The sequence below is a fragment of the Candidatus Arthromitus sp. SFB-mouse-NL genome (assembly GCF_000709435.1).
Taxonomy (GTDB): Bacteria; Bacillota; Clostridia; order Clostridiales; family Clostridiaceae; genus Dwaynesavagella.
Genome location: NZ_CP008713.1, coordinates 1,180,036 through 1,199,841, shown reverse-complemented (window position 1 = coordinate 1,199,841; position 19,806 = coordinate 1,180,036). Strand labels below are relative to the sequence as shown.

17 protein-coding genes, 1 tRNA gene and 1 pseudogene are annotated in these 19,806 nt (G+C 28.0%); all 19 read left to right on the top strand.

Features of this window, described 5'->3' with window-relative positions; genetic code table 11:
• Positions 1–8 precede the first annotated feature (8 nt).
• The 19 genes and pseudogenes from flhA to SFBMNL_RS05675 all read left to right on the top strand — a co-directional run bounded on the left by flhA (position 9) and on the right by SFBMNL_RS05675 (position 19,735).
• Positions 9–2,099, top strand: coding sequence for a flagellar biosynthesis protein FlhA (gene flhA, locus SFBMNL_RS05765; RefSeq protein WP_042294805.1), 2,091 nt, complete (start codon positions 9–11; stop codon positions 2,097–2,099).
• The gene (gene flhF / locus SFBMNL_RS05760; protein WP_042294804.1) at positions 2,089–3,627 is read left to right on the top strand and encodes a flagellar biosynthesis protein FlhF; all 1,539 of its coding nucleotides are present in this window, start codon (positions 2,089–2,091) and stop codon (positions 3,625–3,627) included. Before flhA ends, flhF begins: the two co-directional genes overlap by 11 nt.
• Positions 3,628–3,634: 7 nt before the next feature.
• Positions 3,635–4,369: a hypothetical protein gene (locus SFBMNL_RS05755; RefSeq protein WP_042294803.1), complete on the top strand. Its 735-nt coding sequence runs from the start codon at positions 3,635–3,637 to the stop codon at positions 4,367–4,369.
• Between the two features lie 48 nt (positions 4,370–4,417).
• Positions 4,418–5,206: a FliA/WhiG family RNA polymerase sigma factor gene (locus SFBMNL_RS05750; RefSeq protein WP_005805639.1), complete on the top strand. Its 789-nt coding sequence runs from the start codon at positions 4,418–4,420 to the stop codon at positions 5,204–5,206.
• 49 nt (positions 5,207–5,255) lie between these two features.
• Entirely contained in the window at positions 5,256–5,501 is a 246-nt protein-coding gene (locus SFBMNL_RS05745; protein WP_014018014.1) for a hypothetical protein, read from the top strand.
• A 12-nt stretch (positions 5,502–5,513) separates the two neighbouring features.
• A complete protein-coding gene (locus tag SFBMNL_RS05740) occupies positions 5,514–6,275 on the top strand; it encodes a flagellar hook-basal body complex protein (protein ID WP_007441066.1) in 762 nt (253 codons plus the stop codon).
• 32 nt (positions 6,276–6,307) lie between these two features.
• Entirely contained in the window at positions 6,308–7,066 is a 759-nt protein-coding gene (locus SFBMNL_RS05735; RefSeq protein ID WP_007440219.1) for a flagellar hook-basal body complex protein, read from the top strand.
• Between the two features lie 66 nt (positions 7,067–7,132).
• Entirely contained in the window at positions 7,133–7,465 is a 333-nt protein-coding gene (locus tag SFBMNL_RS05730; protein ID WP_042294802.1) for a cytochrome c biogenesis protein, read from the top strand.
• Positions 7,466–7,533: 68 nt separating this feature from the next.
• Positions 7,534–7,610 (top strand) — tRNA-Arg (locus tag SFBMNL_RS05725).
• 106 nt (positions 7,611–7,716) lie between these two features.
• Positions 7,717–8,387, top strand: a pseudogene (locus SFBMNL_RS05720) (response regulator transcription factor).
• A gap of 55 nt (positions 8,388–8,442) precedes the next feature.
• Complete coding sequence (locus SFBMNL_RS05715) at positions 8,443–9,429, top strand: sensor histidine kinase (RefSeq protein ID WP_042294801.1); 987 nt, start codon at positions 8,443–8,445, stop codon at positions 9,427–9,429.
• A gap of 112 nt (positions 9,430–9,541) precedes the next feature.
• Positions 9,542–10,306: an ABC transporter ATP-binding protein gene (locus SFBMNL_RS05710; RefSeq protein WP_005805649.1), complete on the top strand. Its 765-nt coding sequence runs from the start codon at positions 9,542–9,544 to the stop codon at positions 10,304–10,306.
• Entirely contained in the window at positions 10,303–12,339 is a 2,037-nt protein-coding gene (locus tag SFBMNL_RS05705) for an ABC transporter permease (RefSeq protein ID WP_042294800.1), read from the top strand. Before SFBMNL_RS05710 ends, SFBMNL_RS05705 begins: the two co-directional genes overlap by 4 nt.
• A 105-nt stretch (positions 12,340–12,444) precedes the next feature.
• Positions 12,445–13,749, top strand: a complete 1,305-nt coding sequence (locus SFBMNL_RS05700) for an MATE family efflux transporter (RefSeq protein WP_005805653.1) — start codon at positions 12,445–12,447, stop codon at positions 13,747–13,749.
• 73 nt (positions 13,750–13,822) lie between these two features.
• Complete coding sequence (locus tag SFBMNL_RS05695) at positions 13,823–14,500, top strand: peptidoglycan recognition protein family protein (RefSeq protein WP_005805655.1); 678 nt, start codon at positions 13,823–13,825, stop codon at positions 14,498–14,500.
• A 139-nt stretch (positions 14,501–14,639) separates the two neighbouring features.
• Positions 14,640–17,522, top strand: coding sequence for a hypothetical protein (locus SFBMNL_RS05690; protein WP_042294799.1), 2,883 nt, complete (start codon positions 14,640–14,642; stop codon positions 17,520–17,522).
• A gap of 91 nt (positions 17,523–17,613) precedes the next feature.
• Positions 17,614–18,516: a hypothetical protein gene (locus SFBMNL_RS05685; protein ID WP_005805658.1), complete on the top strand. Its 903-nt coding sequence runs from the start codon at positions 17,614–17,616 to the stop codon at positions 18,514–18,516.
• A 78-nt stretch (positions 18,517–18,594) separates the two neighbouring features.
• Positions 18,595–19,032 carry a dUTP diphosphatase gene (gene dut / locus SFBMNL_RS05680; RefSeq protein WP_005805659.1) on the top strand — a complete coding sequence of 146 codons (438 nt, stop codon included), beginning with the start codon at positions 18,595–18,597 and terminating at the stop codon, positions 19,030–19,032.
• 157 nt (positions 19,033–19,189) lie between these two features.
• A complete protein-coding gene (locus SFBMNL_RS05675) occupies positions 19,190–19,735 on the top strand; it encodes a DJ-1 family glyoxalase III (RefSeq protein ID WP_005805661.1) in 546 nt (181 codons plus the stop codon).
• The last annotated feature ends 71 nt before the right edge of the window (positions 19,736–19,806 follow it).

Below are 19,806 nucleotides of genomic sequence, written 5' to 3'. Positions count from 1 at the left end.
TTGTTTGGTTGGAAAACACAAAAGCCCTAGGATTAAGTAAAAAAGATTTAATAGATATTGGAGTGGCAGCTGGGATAATTTGTATTGTACTTATGATTATTATTCCAATGCCACCTTTTATTTTGGATATACTCATTGCTGTTAATATAACGATTTCAGTAATGATACTTCTGATTACTATATTTTCTACAGAGGTTTTACAGTTTTCAATATTTCCGAGTATTCTACTTATTACAACTCTTTTTAGGCTTGCATTAAATGTATCTTCAACAAGACTTATTCTTTCCAAAGCTGATGGTGGAAGTATTATAAAAGCTTTTGGAGAGTTTGTTATAGGAGGAAATTATGTAGTAGGAGTAATTATCTTTTTAATCATTGTTATAATTCAGTTTCTTGTCATAACAAATGGTTCTGGACGTGTATCAGAAGTTTCAGCGAGATTTACACTTGATGCTATGCCAGGTAAGCAAATGAGTATTGATGCTGATTTAAATTCCGGAATTATATCTGAGGAAGAAGCAAAAAAGAGAAGAAGGAATCTCCAACTTGAGGCAGATTTTTATGGATCAATGGATGGTGCATCAAAGTTTGTTAAAGGTGATGCCATAGCAGGGATAATTGTTACTATGATTAATATTGTTGCAGGGATAATTATAGGTACGATGATGATGGGAATGGAAGTAGGAGAGGCAGCATCTACATATGTTAGGTTAACCGTTGGGGATGGATTGGTTTCACAAATACCTGCTCTTTTAATATCAACTGCTTCTGGTGTAATTGTAACTAGATCAGGAGATGGAAGAAATTTAAGTCGTGCAATTTCAGAACAATTTTCATCGTTTCCAATTGTACTTTTGACATCTGCAGGAATACTTGGATTTCTTGCAATAATCCCAGGACTTCCAACAGTTCCATTTTTACTTTTAGCAGTTACTACAGGTGTGGGAGGATTTTTGATTTTGAAAAATCAAGATAAGGTTAAGGAAGTTTCAACAGAAGAAAATTTACAACAAGATCATGATTCTAGAGAAGAAGTTAAGACTGAGCCTGAAAATGTAAACAAACTTATATTAATTGAGCCGATTGAACTTGAAATTGGATATGGACTTATTCCTTTAGCTGATGAGAAAAGTGGAGGAGATCTTTTAAGTAGAATTGCATCAATACGAAGACAAATTGCATTAGAACTTGGACTCATTTTAAAACCGATAAGGATCAGAGATAATTTGCAACTTAAGAGTAATGAATATGTGTTAAAAATTTGGGGAACAATAGTGGTTAAAGTAGAAGTTATTCCCAATATGTTAATGGCTATTTCGACATCTAATGAAGAGCTTGATGGTATACAAGGATTTATGACAAAAGATCCAACCTTTGGTCTTGATGCTAAGTGGATAGAAAAATCTCAAAGAGAAGAGGCTGAGCTTTTAGGATTTACGGTTGTTGATCCAACAACAATAATTGTTACACATATAACTGAGATGATAAAGGTTAAGGCATTTGAATTGATTGGACGACAAGAAACAAAAGAGATTGTAGATACAATAAAAGAAAAGTATCCAACTGTTGTGGAAGAACTTGTGCCTGATCTTATGAATATTGGAGATATCCAAAAAGTTTTACAAAATCTTCTTAAAGAGAGAATTCCTATTAAGGATCTTGTAACAATTTTTGAGAGCTTGGCTGATAATTCAAGAACTATAAAAGATATTGAAGTTTTAACAGAACATGTGAGATTTGCTCTCAGTAGAGTTATTTCTAACATGTTTGTTGATGAAGATAAAAAAATTGTTGTTGTTACTTTGAGTCCAAAACTTGAAGAACTTTTAACAAAAAGTATACAAAAGTCAACACAAGGAAGCTTTATTGCTTTAGAACCAAATTTATCAAGGAAGGTATTTGAGGCAATAAGTCATGCAATTAAGAGAGTTCAATTTAATTATAGTCAGCCTGTTATTCTTGTTTCACCACGAATTAGACCAGCATTTAAGAGATTTACGGAACTGGTGTTTGGGGATTTGTTTATTATTTCCTTAAATGAGATTGTACCCGATGTACAAATAATAAATAGTAGGATGGTAGAGATAGATGATAATTAGAAAGTATCTAGTAGATGACATAAATGAGGCTTTATTTTGTATTAAACATGAGCTTGGAGATGAAGCTTATATCATAAGTAAGAAACAAGTTAGACAACCAGGAATAAAAGGGCTTTTTACAAATAAAAAGTTGGAAGTTACAGTAGGAGTTGTAAATCCAGGGAATGCCAATGAAAATAAATTATTAACTGGAGATGAATTAGATAAGAATGTTAACTTTAGTTCAATACCTGTTACTCAAACACAATCGCAGATTGATGTAAATAGTTTAAATAATTTATCGAATTTGAAAAATTTAAATCCAAATTCATCTTTAGCAAATTCTTTTCAGCCTAATAAGTACAAATCCCAAGAACAAACTCAATCTATGAGTTATTACAATAAATTGTTCGAGGAGAAACATAAAGAACTTAATGGTTATTCAGAAAACATATTTTCAAATCAAATGAAAGATGGCTCATATCAGTTAAATCAAAACAATAATTTAACTTCATTTAATATGGAAAGTAAGAATAGGTTAGAGAATTACAATATGAAACCAACCTCATCTATTATGGATTTAAATGTGGATTCAAATTATGAATCGGGAAATCTTAATAATAATGCAATTTCAGATCGAATCAATGAAAATCAAAATGAAATAATAAATAGCTACGCTGATTTAATAAAACAGAACAATATTGGGGAGAATAAAAATTCTACACTTGATGAACTAAAAAAAGAGATACATGAAATTAAGAGTATTGTGGGAGAGATTGCGACTTTTAAGCCATCATCAAGTTATTTGGATGAAATTTTGTACAGTCAGGATATATGCAGGGAACTTTGCGATGAAATTAAAGCTAATTGTACATTAACAAAAGATGAGCTTATGAATAAAACGATCGTTAAGAAATATTTAAGAGGAGTTTTTTCAAACATAATTAAGATTTATGATTCCAATATTTCAAACAAAATAGTAGTAGTTGGACCAACGGGTTCTGGTAAGACAACAACGATTGCAAAACTTGCAGGGATGCTTTCTCTAAATTTAAATAAAAGTGTAGGTTTGGTTACGATAGATACTTTTAGAGTTGGAGCAGTTGAACAGCTTAAAATGTATGCAGATATTATGAATGTACCGTATAAATATGTTACGACTTTGGATGATATAAGAACTGTATTTGATTATATGAAATCATGTGAAGTTATTTTGGTAGATACAATAGGCAGAAGCAATAAAAATATTATACATTTAAACGAACTTAATATGTTCGTTCAATCCATTCAATCAGATGAAGTGACACTGGTTGTTAGTGCGGGAATGAAACAACAAGATCTAAATGGATTTATAAATTCATTTAAAGGAATCAAATTCAAAAATGTTATTGTTACAAAATTAGATGAGACAAATAGTTTTGGGATGTTTGTAAATATTTGTTACAAAACTTCTTTACCTATAAGTTTTGTTACGGTTGGTCAAGATGTTCCATTAGATATAAAGCAAGCGGATAAAGAGGAAATTTTAAATATGATTTTAGGAGAATAATAAAGTTATGATTGGAGATCAAGCAAACTCACTTGTTAGTCTTTTAAGGAGCCTTAGTGCTCTTCAAAAGACTTTACGAGTTATAGGGTTTATAAATTGTTCAGATAATGATAACGAAACTGTTTTAGATGTAATTAATAGGAGTCTTTTACAGAGCAGGGAAACTGTGATATTTAAGGATTTGCGTGATGATAGTTATGAAGGGAAGTCTATTAAATTTATTGAAAAAGATGTTAAAAAATTGATTTGTAGAAACATTTTTTTGGATGATATTTTTAAAAGTAAATATAATCAAGAAATTTTAAAAATTAGTGGATTGATGAATGAACAACAATTTAAAAATTTAGATCTTATTCTTATAGATGCTACAGATATATTTCAAGAGGTTCATTCTAAAATTTCAAAAATTAGTGATAATATTTTGATTTTAGCAAATACTACCCAAGACAGCTTAAATGAAATTATCGAAAAAATTGGTTATGGGAAATTGAGTGGACAAGAAGTCCAAATTATTTTGGTAAATGATGGACATGATTTGGATTGGCAAAATTATTTTGAGGACTTTATAAAGATTATTTCAGAGAAATGCGGTGTAAATTTTAAGATACTAGATTTGATAAATAAGGAATTTTTAAATATAGAGCTATATAAAATAGCTGAAAAAATTTATTTAAATACAGTTAGAGGCGATGGGAGCAAAAATTCTAATTTTTTAGATTTTATTATTAATGTTTTAGATTAAAAATTTTCAAAATGGGGGAATGATTGGAGAACTTAGGAGGAAATTATTATGATAGCAGATGTAACTAAAGTAGATGACAGTAAAAAAGGAAATGACTATAATGATGACTCGGAAAGTAGTACAAGCACTGAAAAAATAGATAATGGAGAAATAATTGTTGAAAATTATATTCCCATTGTTATGTATATAGCATCAAAAGTTATAACGGGTAAATCGAAATATATGGAGTTTGATGACCTTGTAGGATATGGTATGATAGGACTTATGGATGCTATTAGCAAGTTTGATAAGAGTAAGGGAATGAAGTTTTCAACTTATGCTTCTATTAGAATTAAAGGAGCTATGATTGATGAAATACGAAAAAATAGTCCTGTCTCTAAGGGAGTTGCGGACAAGCTTAATAGGTATAACAAAGCGGTAGAAATTTTGAGAAACACTTTAATGAGAGAACCGGGGGTACTAGATATAGCAAACTATCTTGAATTGTCTGTCGATGAGATAGGAACTATTGAAAACTATGTTAATTATGTTTCAAAGGTATCTTTAGAGAGCATGATATTTTCGGAGGACGATAGTATTTCTTTAATAAATACAATAAAGGATAGTAATAGTCCAAATCCTGAGAGTGCTCTTGAGGATAAGGAGCTTATAGAATATTTGGAACGTGCTATAGATAGTTTAAGAGAGAAAGACAGAAAAGTTATTTATTATTATTATGTAAAAGGTATGACTCTTAAAGAAATTGGAAAAATATTAAAAGTATCTGAGTCTAGAGTTTGCCAAATCCATAATAGGGCTCTTAAAAATTTGAAGACTATTATGGAAAAATATTATTGATACAAGTATTATTTACAATTAGTCAGCTTATGAGGAGGGGAAAGACCTAGTGTTGATATTTTTATGTTTTGGATTAATAGTATGTTTCTTTGTTATAGAAAGAATTGCCTGTGTTAAGAATAAAAATAAATTTGATAATCTTATGAATAAATCAGATTTTGGAGATGATGTCACAAAGTCTGATTTAGTTTCATTTAGGCATGAAATGGGAGAAACAATTTTTGAAATTCAAAAAGAGATTGAGCAGATTAAGACATCTTTGGAAAGTTTGCGTAAACAAAATAATAGCAGTTGATGAGGTGAATCTATGATTAGGGGTATGTATACAGCAATTTCTGGACTTATAACTCTTGAAGCTAAGCAAGCTGTTATAACTAATAATTTAACTAATATAAGCACGCCTGGATTTAAGCCTGATGATTTAATTATTTCTCAGTTTGATAAAGTTATGATGGCTAATAAAGATAATGGATTTAGTAGTTTCAAAACTTTAGGAGGAATGTCTATTGGATCAAAAATAGATTCTACTAGGATAAAGTTTGATCAAGGTAGTTTAAAGCAAACAGATAAATTTACAGATTTTGCTCTCATAGGAGATGGATTTTTTACAGTTACTCAAGGAGGGCAAGAGTATTATACAAGAGATGGTGCTTTTGTCCTCGATGAAGCTGGAAATTTAAAGACATCAACAGGAGCTTCAGTTATGGGAATAAATTTAAGAGACGGAAATTATGAACCAATTAATGTTGGACTTGCAACAAATATTTCTGTAGAAGGATATAACAATTTAATTGTGGATGGACAGTCGTATTATAGAATTAGAATCTCAAATTTTCAAGATAAGCAGGTTATAGAAAAGGTTGGGAACAATCTGTATAGAGGAGAAGGTGCTACAGAGATATTAACTTCAAGAGTTCGTAATAATAGCATTGAGGTTTCTGAGGTTGATCCAGCAATTGAGATGGTGAATTTAACAAATACTCTTAGGAGTTTCGAAAGCACAATGAAGGTACTTGGGTATCTAGATGAAAGCTTACGTATTTCTGCAAATGATATTGGTAAAGTTTAATAAAAAATTATTAGAGTAAGAGGTGTAAAAGTATGTTTTATATCCTTAATAATAGTAAAAGTGGAATGATAGCACAGCAACAAAAGTTGGATATAATTTCTAATAACATGGTGAACGTAAATACCCATGGATATAAGAAGATTGATAGCTCATTTGCTAGTTTATTTCACAAAGATTTAAATATAAAGGGAGTGCCGACCAGTGATTTTAATTCATCAGTTGGAAATGGAGTTAAATTAACAGGTATTGGTAAAAATAAATCTCAAGGATCACTTCAACCAACAGGAATAAATACTGATATTGCTATAGATGGCAATGGACTTTTTAAAATAACTGATGGAAACGGACAAGTATTTTATACGAGAAGTGGAGCCATGAATGTTGATACATTCGGGAGAATTACTGATAAGAATGGAAACTTAGTTGAAGTTTCTTATTTTGATGGAGTAGATTTAATGAATACAGGACTTACAGCAAGCAACATGATTATAGATAGGAACGGACTAGTGTCTACATCTGATGGTCAATGGATTTGCAAAATAAATCTTTATGATACAGTTGGAAATGGTACGCTTATATCTAAAGGTGAGAATAGCTTTGTTCCTTCGGGAGAAAATGTTATAATGTTTCAAGTGCAATCAGATTTTTATCAAGGTCATCTTGAAATGTCAAATGTTGATATTGCACAAGAGATGACGGAGATGATCCTTGCACAAAGAGCATACCAAATGGCAACAAAAGGAATAAGTACGGCGGATGAAATGTGGTCAATGCTTAATAATGTTAGATAAAAATAAATATAAATCAGAGAAAGCTGTTTTTATACGAGTTTTCTTAAATATTTTAAGGAGTTTTTTATGCATTTTAACAGATTTAAAATTGAGGTATATATACCATATAATTTCACAGATAAGATACGTGAACTTTTAAATTCTACAGGAGTTGGTAAAGTAGGGAACTATGATAATTGCGTTTGTGTGTCTGGAGTTAAAGGTGTATTTAGGCCTCTTGAGGGATCAAATCCATATTTAGGACTCGAGAATAAGTTGTGTGAAGTACTTGAAAATAAGGTTGAAGCTATTTGTAATAAAGAAGATTTAAAGATGGTGATTGAGCAAATAAAAAATATTCATCCATATGATGAACCACTAATTAATATAATACCACTTATAGATTTGGAAGAATTGTAAAATTAAATTTTTATGATTGTAATGTATTGAATTTAATAATGAAATTTTAGTATAATTACTTATACTTTGCATCTATAGCTCAGCTGGATAGAGTGTTGGACTTCGAATCCAAAGGTCGCAGGTTCGAACCCTGCTAGGTGCGCCATAATATACCGTAATTGATGTGATGTGTCAGTTGCGGTATTTTTATTTTTAAACTTAAATTTATTATGTTTTTGGGAAAATTTCTGGTGGGAGATGGTATTCAAAAAATGTATAGGATATTAATTGTTGAAGATGATTTTAGGATTGCTGATGCAATTAAAGATAAAATGAAGATGTGGGATTTAGATTTACATATTGTAGAAGATTTTAGGACTGTTCTTAATGATTTTAAATTTTATAATCCACATATTGTTTTGCTTGATATTTCTCTTCCATTTTTTGATGGATATCATTGGTGCGGGGAAATTCGAAAAATTTCAAAGGTTCCGATTATATTTATATCTTCTGCATCTGATAACATGAATATTGTAATGGCAATGAATATGGGAGCAGATGATTTTATTGCTAAACCTTTTGATATGAATGTGTTGGTGGCAAAGGTGCAAGCTATGTTACGTAGAGCTTATGATTTTACATCGAATATTTTAATGTTAGAACATAGGGGTGCATTTTTAAATATGGAGGATAATACGCTTATGATTAATAATAACACGATAACTCTTACAAAAATGAATATCGAATCCTTTTATGTCTTATGGAGAATAAAGGCAAGGTTGTGAGTAGGGAAAAACTTATGGAAAGGTTATGGAAAACAGAATCTTTTATTGATGAAAATACATTAACAGTTAATGTTAATAGATTACGAAAGAAATTAGATTCTTCAGGACTTGAAAATTTTATTACTACTAAAGTTGGTGTTGGATATATTGTTGAGTGAAATTGGGAAAATTATCAAAACAAATAATTAAGATATTAAAATGAGAGAGGTTTCAATGAAATTATTTTTGCTATACATAAAGCAACATAAAAAAGGAATATTTATTTGGATTTTATTTTGTTTATTGTTCATTATTAGTTTTATTTTATATCGTCTTCCACTTAAGGCTGTTATATATCCAGCATTAATATGTTTAATTTTTGGTGTTATATTTATTTGTATAGGGTTTTTAAATAAAGTGCGTAAACATAATCAGATTGTCACAATGAAAAAAATAACAGCTGATATGATTTCTTATATGCCACCTATTGAATGTATTGAAGATAATGATTACCAAGAAGTTATAGAATCTTTGAAAGATGAAGTTTTGAATTTAAGTGCATCTACAACTGAACGTTACAAAAATCTTATGGAGTATTATACTTTATGGGTACATCAAATCAAGATACCTATTACTTCGATGCAACTTACTTTACAAAATGAAGATACTCCAATTTTTAGGAAATTATCCTCAGATTTATCACAAATAAGTCAATATGTTGAAATGGTTTTAGCATTTATGAGACTTGAATCAGATTATAGTGACTATGTTTTTAAGAAACATGATGTTGGTAATATTATAAAGAATTCAATTACGAGATTTGCTTCTGAGTTTATTGATCGGAAGATTGGGATTGAATATGAACCTATAGAAAAGATTATTGTAACAGATGAGAAATGGTTTTCTTTTGTAATTGATCAGCTCTTATCTAATGCTTTGAAGTATACTCATAAGGGGAGTATTAAAATTTATATGAAAGATACAATACTTTGTATTGAGGATACTGGGATTGGTATAGCATCAGAAGACTTATCTCGTATTTTTGAGAAAGGATATACAGGATATAATGGTAGGATTTATAAAAAGGCTAGTGGGATTGGACTTTACCTTTGTAAGCGAATTTGTAATAATCTTGAGATTGATATCTATGTTACATCTGAACTTTATAGAGGGACAACAGTACATATTAATCTAGAACAGAATAATTTAAAAAATGATTAGCATCTTACAAGAATGTAAGACTTAACTTGGGAAATGTAAGCCAAATCGATGGTGAGTCATTTCCCTTTTTTGTTAAAATAACATCATAAAATTGAGTGGAGGAACAACATCTATGAGTATTTTGGAAGTAAATAGTTTAAAAAAGGTATACAGTACTCGTTTTGGAGGGAATAAAATTGAGGTGTTAAAAAATGTAAATTTCAGTGTGGAGAAGGGTGAGTTTGTTTCTATTATGGGTGAATCTGGATCAGGTAAGACTACTCTTTTGAATATTATGGCAGCAATTGATAAGCCAACAAGTGGAAATGTTATTTTAGATGGTAATGATATCTCTAAAATCAAAGAATCATTAATTGCAAATTTTCGGAGAGATAATCTTGGATTCGTATTTCAGGATTTTAATTTGCTGGATACTTTTACTTTAGAGGATAATATTTATTTACCTCTTGTACTTGCAGGGAAATCTTACATGGAAATGCATGATCGTTTGTTACCAATTTCAGAACGACTTGGAATTTATAATCTTCTTAAAAAGTATCCCTATGAAGTATCTGGAGGTCAAAAGCAAAGAGCTGCTGTTGCACGAGCAATGATAAACAATCCTAAAATAATTCTTGCTGATGAACCGACAGGTGCATTAGATTCCAGAGCTACCGATGAGTTGCTTCGTCTTTTTGTAGAAGTTAACAAGATAGGTCAAACAATTCTAATGGTAACACATTCAGTTAGAGCTGCAAGTGTAGCAAATCGTGTTTTATTTATTAAAGATGGAGAAGTATTTCACCAGATTTATCGTGGGAATGATACAGATGATCAATTTTACCAAAAAATTTCAGATACATTGACTTTACTCATAACAGGAGGAACAAGAAAATGAAAATGAGTTTTTACCCTAAACTTGCTGTAAGCAGTATTCTAAAAAATAAGAGGATGTTTGTTCCATATATTTTTACTTGTATTGGCATGATAATGATGTTTTATATTGTTATGTTTTTAGGAGTGAGCGATATACTGAATAATTTAAGAGGTGGGGAAACAATTAGAATAGTTCTTTCCCTTGGCAGTCAAGTTATTGCAGTTTTTTCTGGAATTTTTTTATTTTATACAAATTCTTTTTTAGCACGACGTAGAAAAAAGGAGTTTGGTCTTTATAACATTCTTGGGATGGGAAAAGGAAATATAGGGATTATATTATTTTGGGAAACTTTGATTATTGGAATTATATCAATTGGTATTGGACTTTTGGCAGGAATTATATTTTCGAAGTTAGCTGAGCTTGTACTTGTTAATCTTATGGGTAGTATTGTAAATTATACTTTTTCAATCTCAATTATTTCAATTGAAAGAACTATTCAAGTTTTTGGAATTATATTTATTTTGATTTTGATTAATTCAATCCGTCAAGTGCAATTTTCGAGTGCAATTAATCTTATGCGAAGTGAGAATGTTGGAGAAAAACCTCCAAAAGGTAATTGGTTCATTGGTATCATGGGAATTTTAATTTTGGTGGTTGCTTATTATATATCAGTTACGATTCAAGAGCCTATTCAAGCAATTCTTATATTTTCCATTGCTGTAATCATGGTAATTATAGGTACATATTTTACGATGATTTCAGGATCTGTTGTATTTTTGCGTATTTTGAAAAAGAGAAGGAGGTACTATTATAAGACAAATCATTTTATATCTGTTTCTTCAATGATTTATCGTATGAAAAGAAATGGAGCAGGTCTTGCGTCTATTTGTATTTTAGCTACAATGGTTCTGGTTATGATGGCTTCTACAGCTTGTCTTTATTTTGGAAAAGAAGATGCAATAAATACAAGATATCCACGTGACATTAATTTAGAGTTTAGTTTTGATGAATTAGATAGTTTTTCAGATGAAAATATTAAGAAATTAAAAGATAAATTATCAACTGAGTTAAGAGAGCGTAATATTATACCAGAAAATAGATATTTTTATCGCAATGTTGCTATCTATGGAATAGTTAATGGTAGTGATGTTGAAACGACTTTAACAAATTATAATTTATCAGATGGGATAAGTACATATTCAATCAACTTTGTCTCACTTGATGATTACAATGAGGTTATGAATACAAACGAAACATTGAATGATGGAGAAGCTTTATTATACTCGTATAGAAATAGCTATAAGAATGATAAAATTTCTTTTAATAATGGGAAAACATTTAATATTAAAAGGAACATTGATAATTTTGTTAAAACTGGCGATAGTGCAATTGATATGTTATTCAATATAATATTAATTGTGCCAGATATAGAAAGTGTTATTAAAAGTTTTGATAATTTATCAGATTTTTATGGAGAAAAATTAGCTAGGATGAGTTTTATTTACAATTTTGATACTGGAATAGAAGTTAATAAACAGATAGAAGTTTACAATAGTTTTTTAAATATTTTTACAGATGAATCAATTAAGGAAAATTTTAGATATAAAACTGTTTATTTAGTAAGTCAGGAATTTGAACGTGAAAGTTTTAATAGTCTTTTTGGAGCAGTATTTTATATAGGAATTATTTTAAGTATTGTATTTATCACAGCAGCAGTATTAATTATTTATTATAAGCAAATTTCAGAAGGATATGAGGATCAATCACGCTTTGAAATTATGCAAAAAGTTGGTATGACCAAGAAAGAAATTAGAAAGAGTATTAATTCGCAACTTTTAACCGTATTTTTTCTTCCACTAATTATTGCATTTATACATTTGGTATTTGCTTTTCCAATTATTTGTAGATTACTTTTAACAGTTAGTATTAATAATGTGGTACTATTTGCTATAACAACAGTAAGTAGTTTTATTGTATTTGCTGTATTTTATATGATTATATACAAAATTACATCAAATTCGTATTACAGAATAGTAAGTGAAACAACAAAGTAGATTCAATCCACTAAATTATTTAAAATTTAGTGGATTTTATTTTATGATTTGTACAAACTATCTTTGAAAATTGATGTTTTAAATTTATTTATTTGGAGATAGATTATGGTAAAAATATTTTTCAAATATTCAATTTCATCTATGATAGCTATGTTAGTGACATCTCTTTATACGATAATGGATGGTATTTTTGTTGGAAGAGGAATAGGAGATACTGGACTTGCTGCTGTAAATATGGTTTTGCCAATTACTATAATGTATTTTGGATTGGCTACCATGATAGCAGTTGGAGGAGGTTCTCTTGTTTCTAAAAGTTTTGGGGAAAATAATGAGATTAAGGCACAAAATATTTTTGGACAAACTATAAGACTTATTGTGCTGTTAAGTTTATTTTTAAGTGTAATTGCTTTATTTGGGTGTCATAAAATAATGTATTTAGTTGGGGCACGAGATGAAATTTTATATTATTCATCAGAGTATTTGAAATATTATTCTTTGTTTTGTAGTTTTAATCTAATAGGGATTGTTATAAATAGTTTTGTTAGGAATGATGGTAATCCAAAACTTGGAATGATTGCAAATATATTTGGAGCAATAACAAATATAGTGCTCGATTATATTTTTATTTTTAAATTCAAATGGGGAATACAAGGTGCAGCTTTAGCAACTGGAATTGGACAAATCATGACTATAATAATTTTGATGAACCATTTTATTTTTAAGAAGGGAGCATTGAGATTTAAAAGAGCTTCATTTAACTCAGATGTTTTAAAAAGCATAGTAATGATTGGTTTTCCATCTTTCCTTGCTGAAATAACATTTTCTATGATTATATTTTTCTATAATATTGCTCTTATATTTTTTGTTGGTAGCAAGGCATTAACGGCTTTTAGTGTTATAAATTATATAAATTCAAATATTTATATGGTACTTCTTGGTATGAATTTTGGAGTTCAACCTCTTATAAGTTATTCTTTTGGTGAAAAGAATGGAAAGGATATGCTTAAGTTTTATGGATTTTCAAAAAGATTTGGATTTTCGTTGACTTTTATTTATGTCTTAATATGTTTAATATGGGGAAATAACTTAATTAAAATATTCACATCTGATTTAGAAATTATAAGGATTGCGTATTTTGGACTTAATGTGTCAAATTTAGCATTTTTTATTTTAGGGATAAATTTGACTACAAGTATTTATTATCAAGCGATGGAAATCCCGAGATATTCAAATGTAATTTGTATATTTAGATCTTTCATATTTCTCCCTATAAGTCTGTTAATTTTATCAAGATTATTTGGATTAACTGGAATATGGATGAGTTTAATATTTTCTGAAGGGTTATCTCTATTATTTATAAATTTTGTTGTGAGGGTGAAGAGGATTACTGAGAAACTAATTTTTAATTAACGGAGATTAAATGAATATCAAAAATATTTTATAAATATTAATGATATACAATAATAATTTTTTAGGGTGAATTATGAAACAATATTTATTGAAGGAAAAATTAATATCTAATAATTTTTCAAACAGAGAAAATAAGAAGATTGAATATATAGTAGTTCATGATACAGGTAATTGGGACGAAGGTGCTGGATTAGATAGGCATTATAATTTTTTTGAAAATGTATCTGATAATGCGAGTTATCATTATTTAGTTGGAAACGAAGATAATGAATATAAAATTTATAATCTTGTAGGTGAAGAATATAGATCTTGGCATTGTGGTGATGGCCGAGGAAAATATGGAATAACAAATGATAACAGCATTGGAATAGGAATGTGTGTTAATAAGGATTCTGATCATAAAAATAATATTTTGGGTATGGCTAGATTAGCTGCTGAACTTTTAATTAAGCATGATTTGACAATGGATAAGCTTGTTAGGCATTATGATGCAAGCAGAAAAGTTTGTCCTGAGTTTATGAGTTCAGACGATTGGAAACTTTGGAATGGATTTTATGATTTGACGAGTTTTATTTTTAATGTGTTACAAGGTGGAGGAGATATTTTAGATATAGAAATGCAAATCCGTGATAATTGTGAAAAATTTATAGAAACTTATTTAAATAGTTTTTATATTGATGATTCAATTTCATCTGGAGAGAATGATTTTGAAGAATCCTTAAGAACTGTTGTTGAAAATAAAGAAGAATAGAATTAATAATTTAAGGCAAGTTGTTTAATTATTTTAACAACTTGCCTTTTTGTTTCTATATATGGAAAAAATTTTAACTCATTATAATCTAATAAAATTATAATACTAAAACAAACCACATTTTAAAGGAGTAGTTTAAATGAAGATAAAATATCGACATATAATTAATTCATTTGTTTTTTGTATGATGGTTTTCATGATGTTAATAGGTAACAAATTAAATGCAAGTTCAATTTCAAAAATAGTAAGCAAATTAGAAATCACTAGTGCTTTAGGACTCAGCATAGTTAGAGATGAAAGTCAATCAAATGGTGGAACTGTATACAAATTGATTAATATTCCAAGCAATATAAATATTTTAGATATTAAACTTATTAATAAATCAATTTCGTATACCTTCTCAAATGATGGAAGAATTCTTTTGGATTCATCAGGTGTTCCTGTTTCTAATTTAAATGATGATACATATACGATTATTTTAAATACGAAAGAGCTTGGGCAGGTGTATAAAGTTGTAAATAAAACTGATTATGGTTACAGAGTTTTAGATATTAAGGTTACATATAATGATTCAAAAAATGTCTTAGAGGTTCAGGATACAACCAATTCTTTATCTGGTTCAGAAGTAAGTGTTTTTAGAAATGATTCAAAGATTGGTAATTCTAAATTGGATGGGGAAGGTAAGGCAAGTATACAAGTAAATGATATAAATGATTTAACTACATCTACATATACTGTATTGTTAAAAAAGGGTTCTGAAATAGTTGGAATAGATTCATTTCATATTAATCCAATATATAGAGAAATAAGTGTTAAGGATAATGTAAAGTTAAGTATAATTTCTCAAGTGTCTAACAAGTTAAATTTATGTATAGATAAAAATAGCGGAATTGGTATAAATGATAACGTTTATGTTGTGAGTGTTTATGATGAATCAAATCCTAGTGAAAATATGTTGTTAAATCTTGATTATACTCAAAATCAAATTAAAAATCTTCAGGGAGAGATAATATTAAAAACTACTTTATGTCAAGGTAAAAAATATAAAGCAAGATTAAGAGTTAATGGTATTGATTTGGATCAGCATGATGCTTGTGATGTAAATATCAGGGATATTGATGCTTCAAAAATTAAGGCAACTGCAATTGAGAAAATAGGAAAAGATTTAAGAGTTGATTTAAGTGGAATTAATAATTTAAGTAAAGATGATGTTATAGAAGTTGTATCTTTACATGATATTAAAGATAAAGAGAAAAATTTGATTTCTCCATGTAAATTAACAAATAAAGTTAATACGATTGATATACTTGGAAGAATTGAAGCAGGAAATGCATATGAACTTATACTTAAAATAAATGGATTTGTTATGAATGGATTTGGTGTTGAAGTTATTCCTGTGGATTTATCAAATGCAAGTGCACTAACAGATGTTATAAGCAATAAAATTTTTATATCTTTAGATCATGCTAAGGGATTAAAAATAACTGATATTGTCAAGGTAATTGGAGTTTTTAGAGATGGAGGAGATGCAAAAAATCTTTTAAAGTCTAATTACAATACTGCAATAGAAAGGTTAAATGGGAGCATATTTATAAATCAAACGTTAGATACAAAAAATAATTATTTTGTGAGATTTAAAATTAATGATATCGAGCTTGATAATGTTTTGAAAGTAACTGTTAACAACAATATATCTTTTAAGGGTGCAATTGCTAAAAGTAAAAATACAAGTCATGAAGTAGAAGTTTGTTTTAAAAACATAGATTGCATTAGTAATCATGATTTAATAGAGATAGATAGTGTTTTTAATTTAGATGACATTAATTTTAATTTGATAGATAAGGATAAAGGAACAAAATTAAATTCCAAAAAAGGAATTATAAAATTAAAGGGTGCAATAGTTAGCGAATATAAATATGGAATTAAAGTTAAGATAAACGGAGTGAAGTTTGATGAAATTATACCAATACTAGTTGAAGAAAATAATGATATAAAATTTGTTACTGGACATTTTACAAATGAAAATAATTTAGTTCTTGATTCTAAGCATTTAAATATTGATGGAAATATAGATATTGTTGGAATAAAAAATAAATTGACAGGAAATCAATTGTTAAACAAACCAATTTTAAATATTGTAAAAAATGAAAATGGTGAAATAATTATTTCAGATCAAATAGCTTTTGAACCAAATAACTCATATTTTATATATTTAAATTATTACTTAAAAGATGGAACACGGGAATCTCTTGTATTAGAATTTAATAATATTAAAGAAAATGAAAATAAAGATAATCAATATGATATTGCTGAGAAGATTATAAATAAAGAAGAGATTAAGGATGATGAGGAAGAAGGTAGTTTTGTAGATATAAATTCTATTGAATTTGGAGATGGAAATATAAAGTTTAAGTATAATATCGATGATTCTTTTAAAATTAATCAAGTATTGTGTGCAATTTCAAAACTCGAAGTTAAAGTTGAAGGCGATCATATTTTGATTAATAAATTAGTTCCGCTTAAGACTTACAAAGATTTAAAGATAGAACTTAAAAATGACAAAGATGAATGTGTTAAAATAAATTTACCAGAATTTAAGTGTAAAAAATCTGAAGATGATATCAAAAATTTTATTTCATATAGTTACATAAATATAAAAAATGGAGTAGACAAGAATGAGAACAGTATTGAGTTTCCAAGTGAGGATGAGTTTTGGCTTTGGTATAACAAATTAAAAAATGAAGAAGTTGATCTTAGAAATTTTATTTTTACCATAATTAAAGATGAAGAATTTGATAAGAAATACATAGATAATCCAGAAAGAATAAAAATTATATATAATATAGTTTTTGGAAATAGTCCAAGTGACCAAAGTCTTAATTTGTGGTTGAGTGATTTTAATAAGATTTTAAAAACAGAAGATATGAGTAAATCTATAAGAATTATAATTGAAAAGATGTTTACAAACGTTAAGTTTAAATCTTTAGAGAAACAGTTAAAGGGAGAAGTAAAAGAAAAATAGTTTTAATATAGAGAATAAGAATATAGAAGATAAGCATATATCTAAATATATAAGGTATGTGCTTTTTATTTTTTGACTCAGGAGATGATCAATGAAATTAACTGATATTTCTATTTTAGTCAGTGAAAGAGATTTAACAGATATTTTAATGAGGTTCATAGCAAATAAAAATATTTCTATAAAAGAAATTAAGATTACTGATGAAATACAAATAAAAAATATTAGTTATAAAATATTTAGAAATTTAAGTGTACATTTGAAAATACATGGAGTTTATAATAATAAAATTCAAATTAGAATAACAAAAATAAGTTTTAAGGGTATATATATTCCAAAATCTATAGTTGATATTTTTATAAGGTTTTTCCATACAGACCTCATAGATGAAAATAAATTAGATAAACATACTTTTGTTATAGATTTAAATAATTTGATGAAGAATTCAAATTTAAGGTTTAATCTTAAAAATATAGTTGTTAAAAAAGGGTTTATTCATATTATTTCAAAAGATATTAATATAAATATTAATTCTAAAAATAAGAATTTAAATAAAAATGGAGGGATATTTTTGAAGCTTACGCAGACGATATTGAGACTTTCAGGTGATGATATAATGTCTTTTGTAAGAGATTTTGTAAAAAGCGGGAATTTTATGATTTCTGGCATAGATGTGAGTCAAGCTATTTATTTAAAAGGAATAATAATTGGTTCATTTGAGTTAGGGGATGTTTCTTTAAATATAAAGGACTTAAGAGAGAATTTATTATATATACAAGTAAAGATAATAAATTGTGTTTTTCCAGGGATTAATATAGAGCATGTTCCTATAAAAATATTTGTTAAGGATTTATTGAAAGCATTTGGAAATTTGGATTTAGATTTAGATATTAATAACGTCAGGTTTATTGATGATTGTATAGAGATTAGGATTAACAATTTTAATTTGGATATGAGAAAATTATCATCAGGTGGGAGTAATGTATTTTTAAAATAAATTTATTAATTAAGGGTAGTTTTAAACAAGATTAAGGATTACTATATAGTAAAAAGAACATAGGTTAGGTAGATGAACATGTATGAATTAAAAGTTAAACTATTATATCCAAACTCTAAATTACCAGAATTCGCAAATCCTGGTGATGCTGGAATGGATGTGTTTTCTGTAGAAGATAAATTGATTAAAAGTGGAGAAAGTGAATTGATATCTATTGGACTAGTATTAGAATTGCCTAAAAACACGGAAATTCAAGTTAGACCTAAGAGTGGGCTTGCACTAAATAATCAGATAACTGTATTAAATGCTCCGGGAACTATAGATGAAGGATATAGAGGAGAGGTTAAAATAGTAATTATAAATCATGGGAAACAAGATTTTATGATTAAAGAAGGAATGAAGGTTGCACAACTAGTATTAAAACCTACATATAATGTTAAAATATGTAAAGTAGATTATATAAATAATGATACTGACAGAGGATCTAATGGATTTGGATCAAGTGGAATAAATTAAAGTTACACGATATGTTTTAGGTTAAAGTAGGAGAAGAATATGTTTTAATTAATAATATATGGAAGCTACCTAAAACATAACTTGTAACTTACTTAATTATATCATAGTTAAGCAATTATTTATATATTAAAATTTATTTAAAAGTGGTGATTAACTAATGAAGGTTTGTATTTTTATTGCAAAGGGATTTGAGGAACTCGAGTCTATTAGTGTTGTAGATATTTTAAGGAGAGGAAATGTTGATGTGCACATGGTATCTATAACGGATTCTTTAGAAGTATTTGGTGCACATGACATAAAAATTATATGTGATAAGCTGTTTTTTGATATTAATTTTGCAGATTATGAGATGGCAATATTTCCAGGCGGAGTCGGTGGAGTTGAGGAAATAAGGAAATTTAAACCAATATACGAATTGATTGAATATATGTATTCAAATAATAAATATTTATCAGCTATTTGTGCAGCTCCTGTAATTTTAGGTGATGCTGGTTTACTTGAGAATAATAAATTTACTTGTTATGAAGGATTTGAGCAGTTTGTAAAGAATGGTATATATTTGAAAGAGAAGGTTGTAATAAATAATAAGATAATAACATCTAATTGTGCTGGATCTATATTTGATTTTGGATTTAAGTTATTGTCATTGTTGCGAGGCGATAAGGTTAGTGAGGAAGTTAGAAATAAAATGATTTTATTCTAATACATGGAAAATTTTTAAATATTATGTTATAATGAAATTATTATTAATAATAATTTAAAATTTACATATTT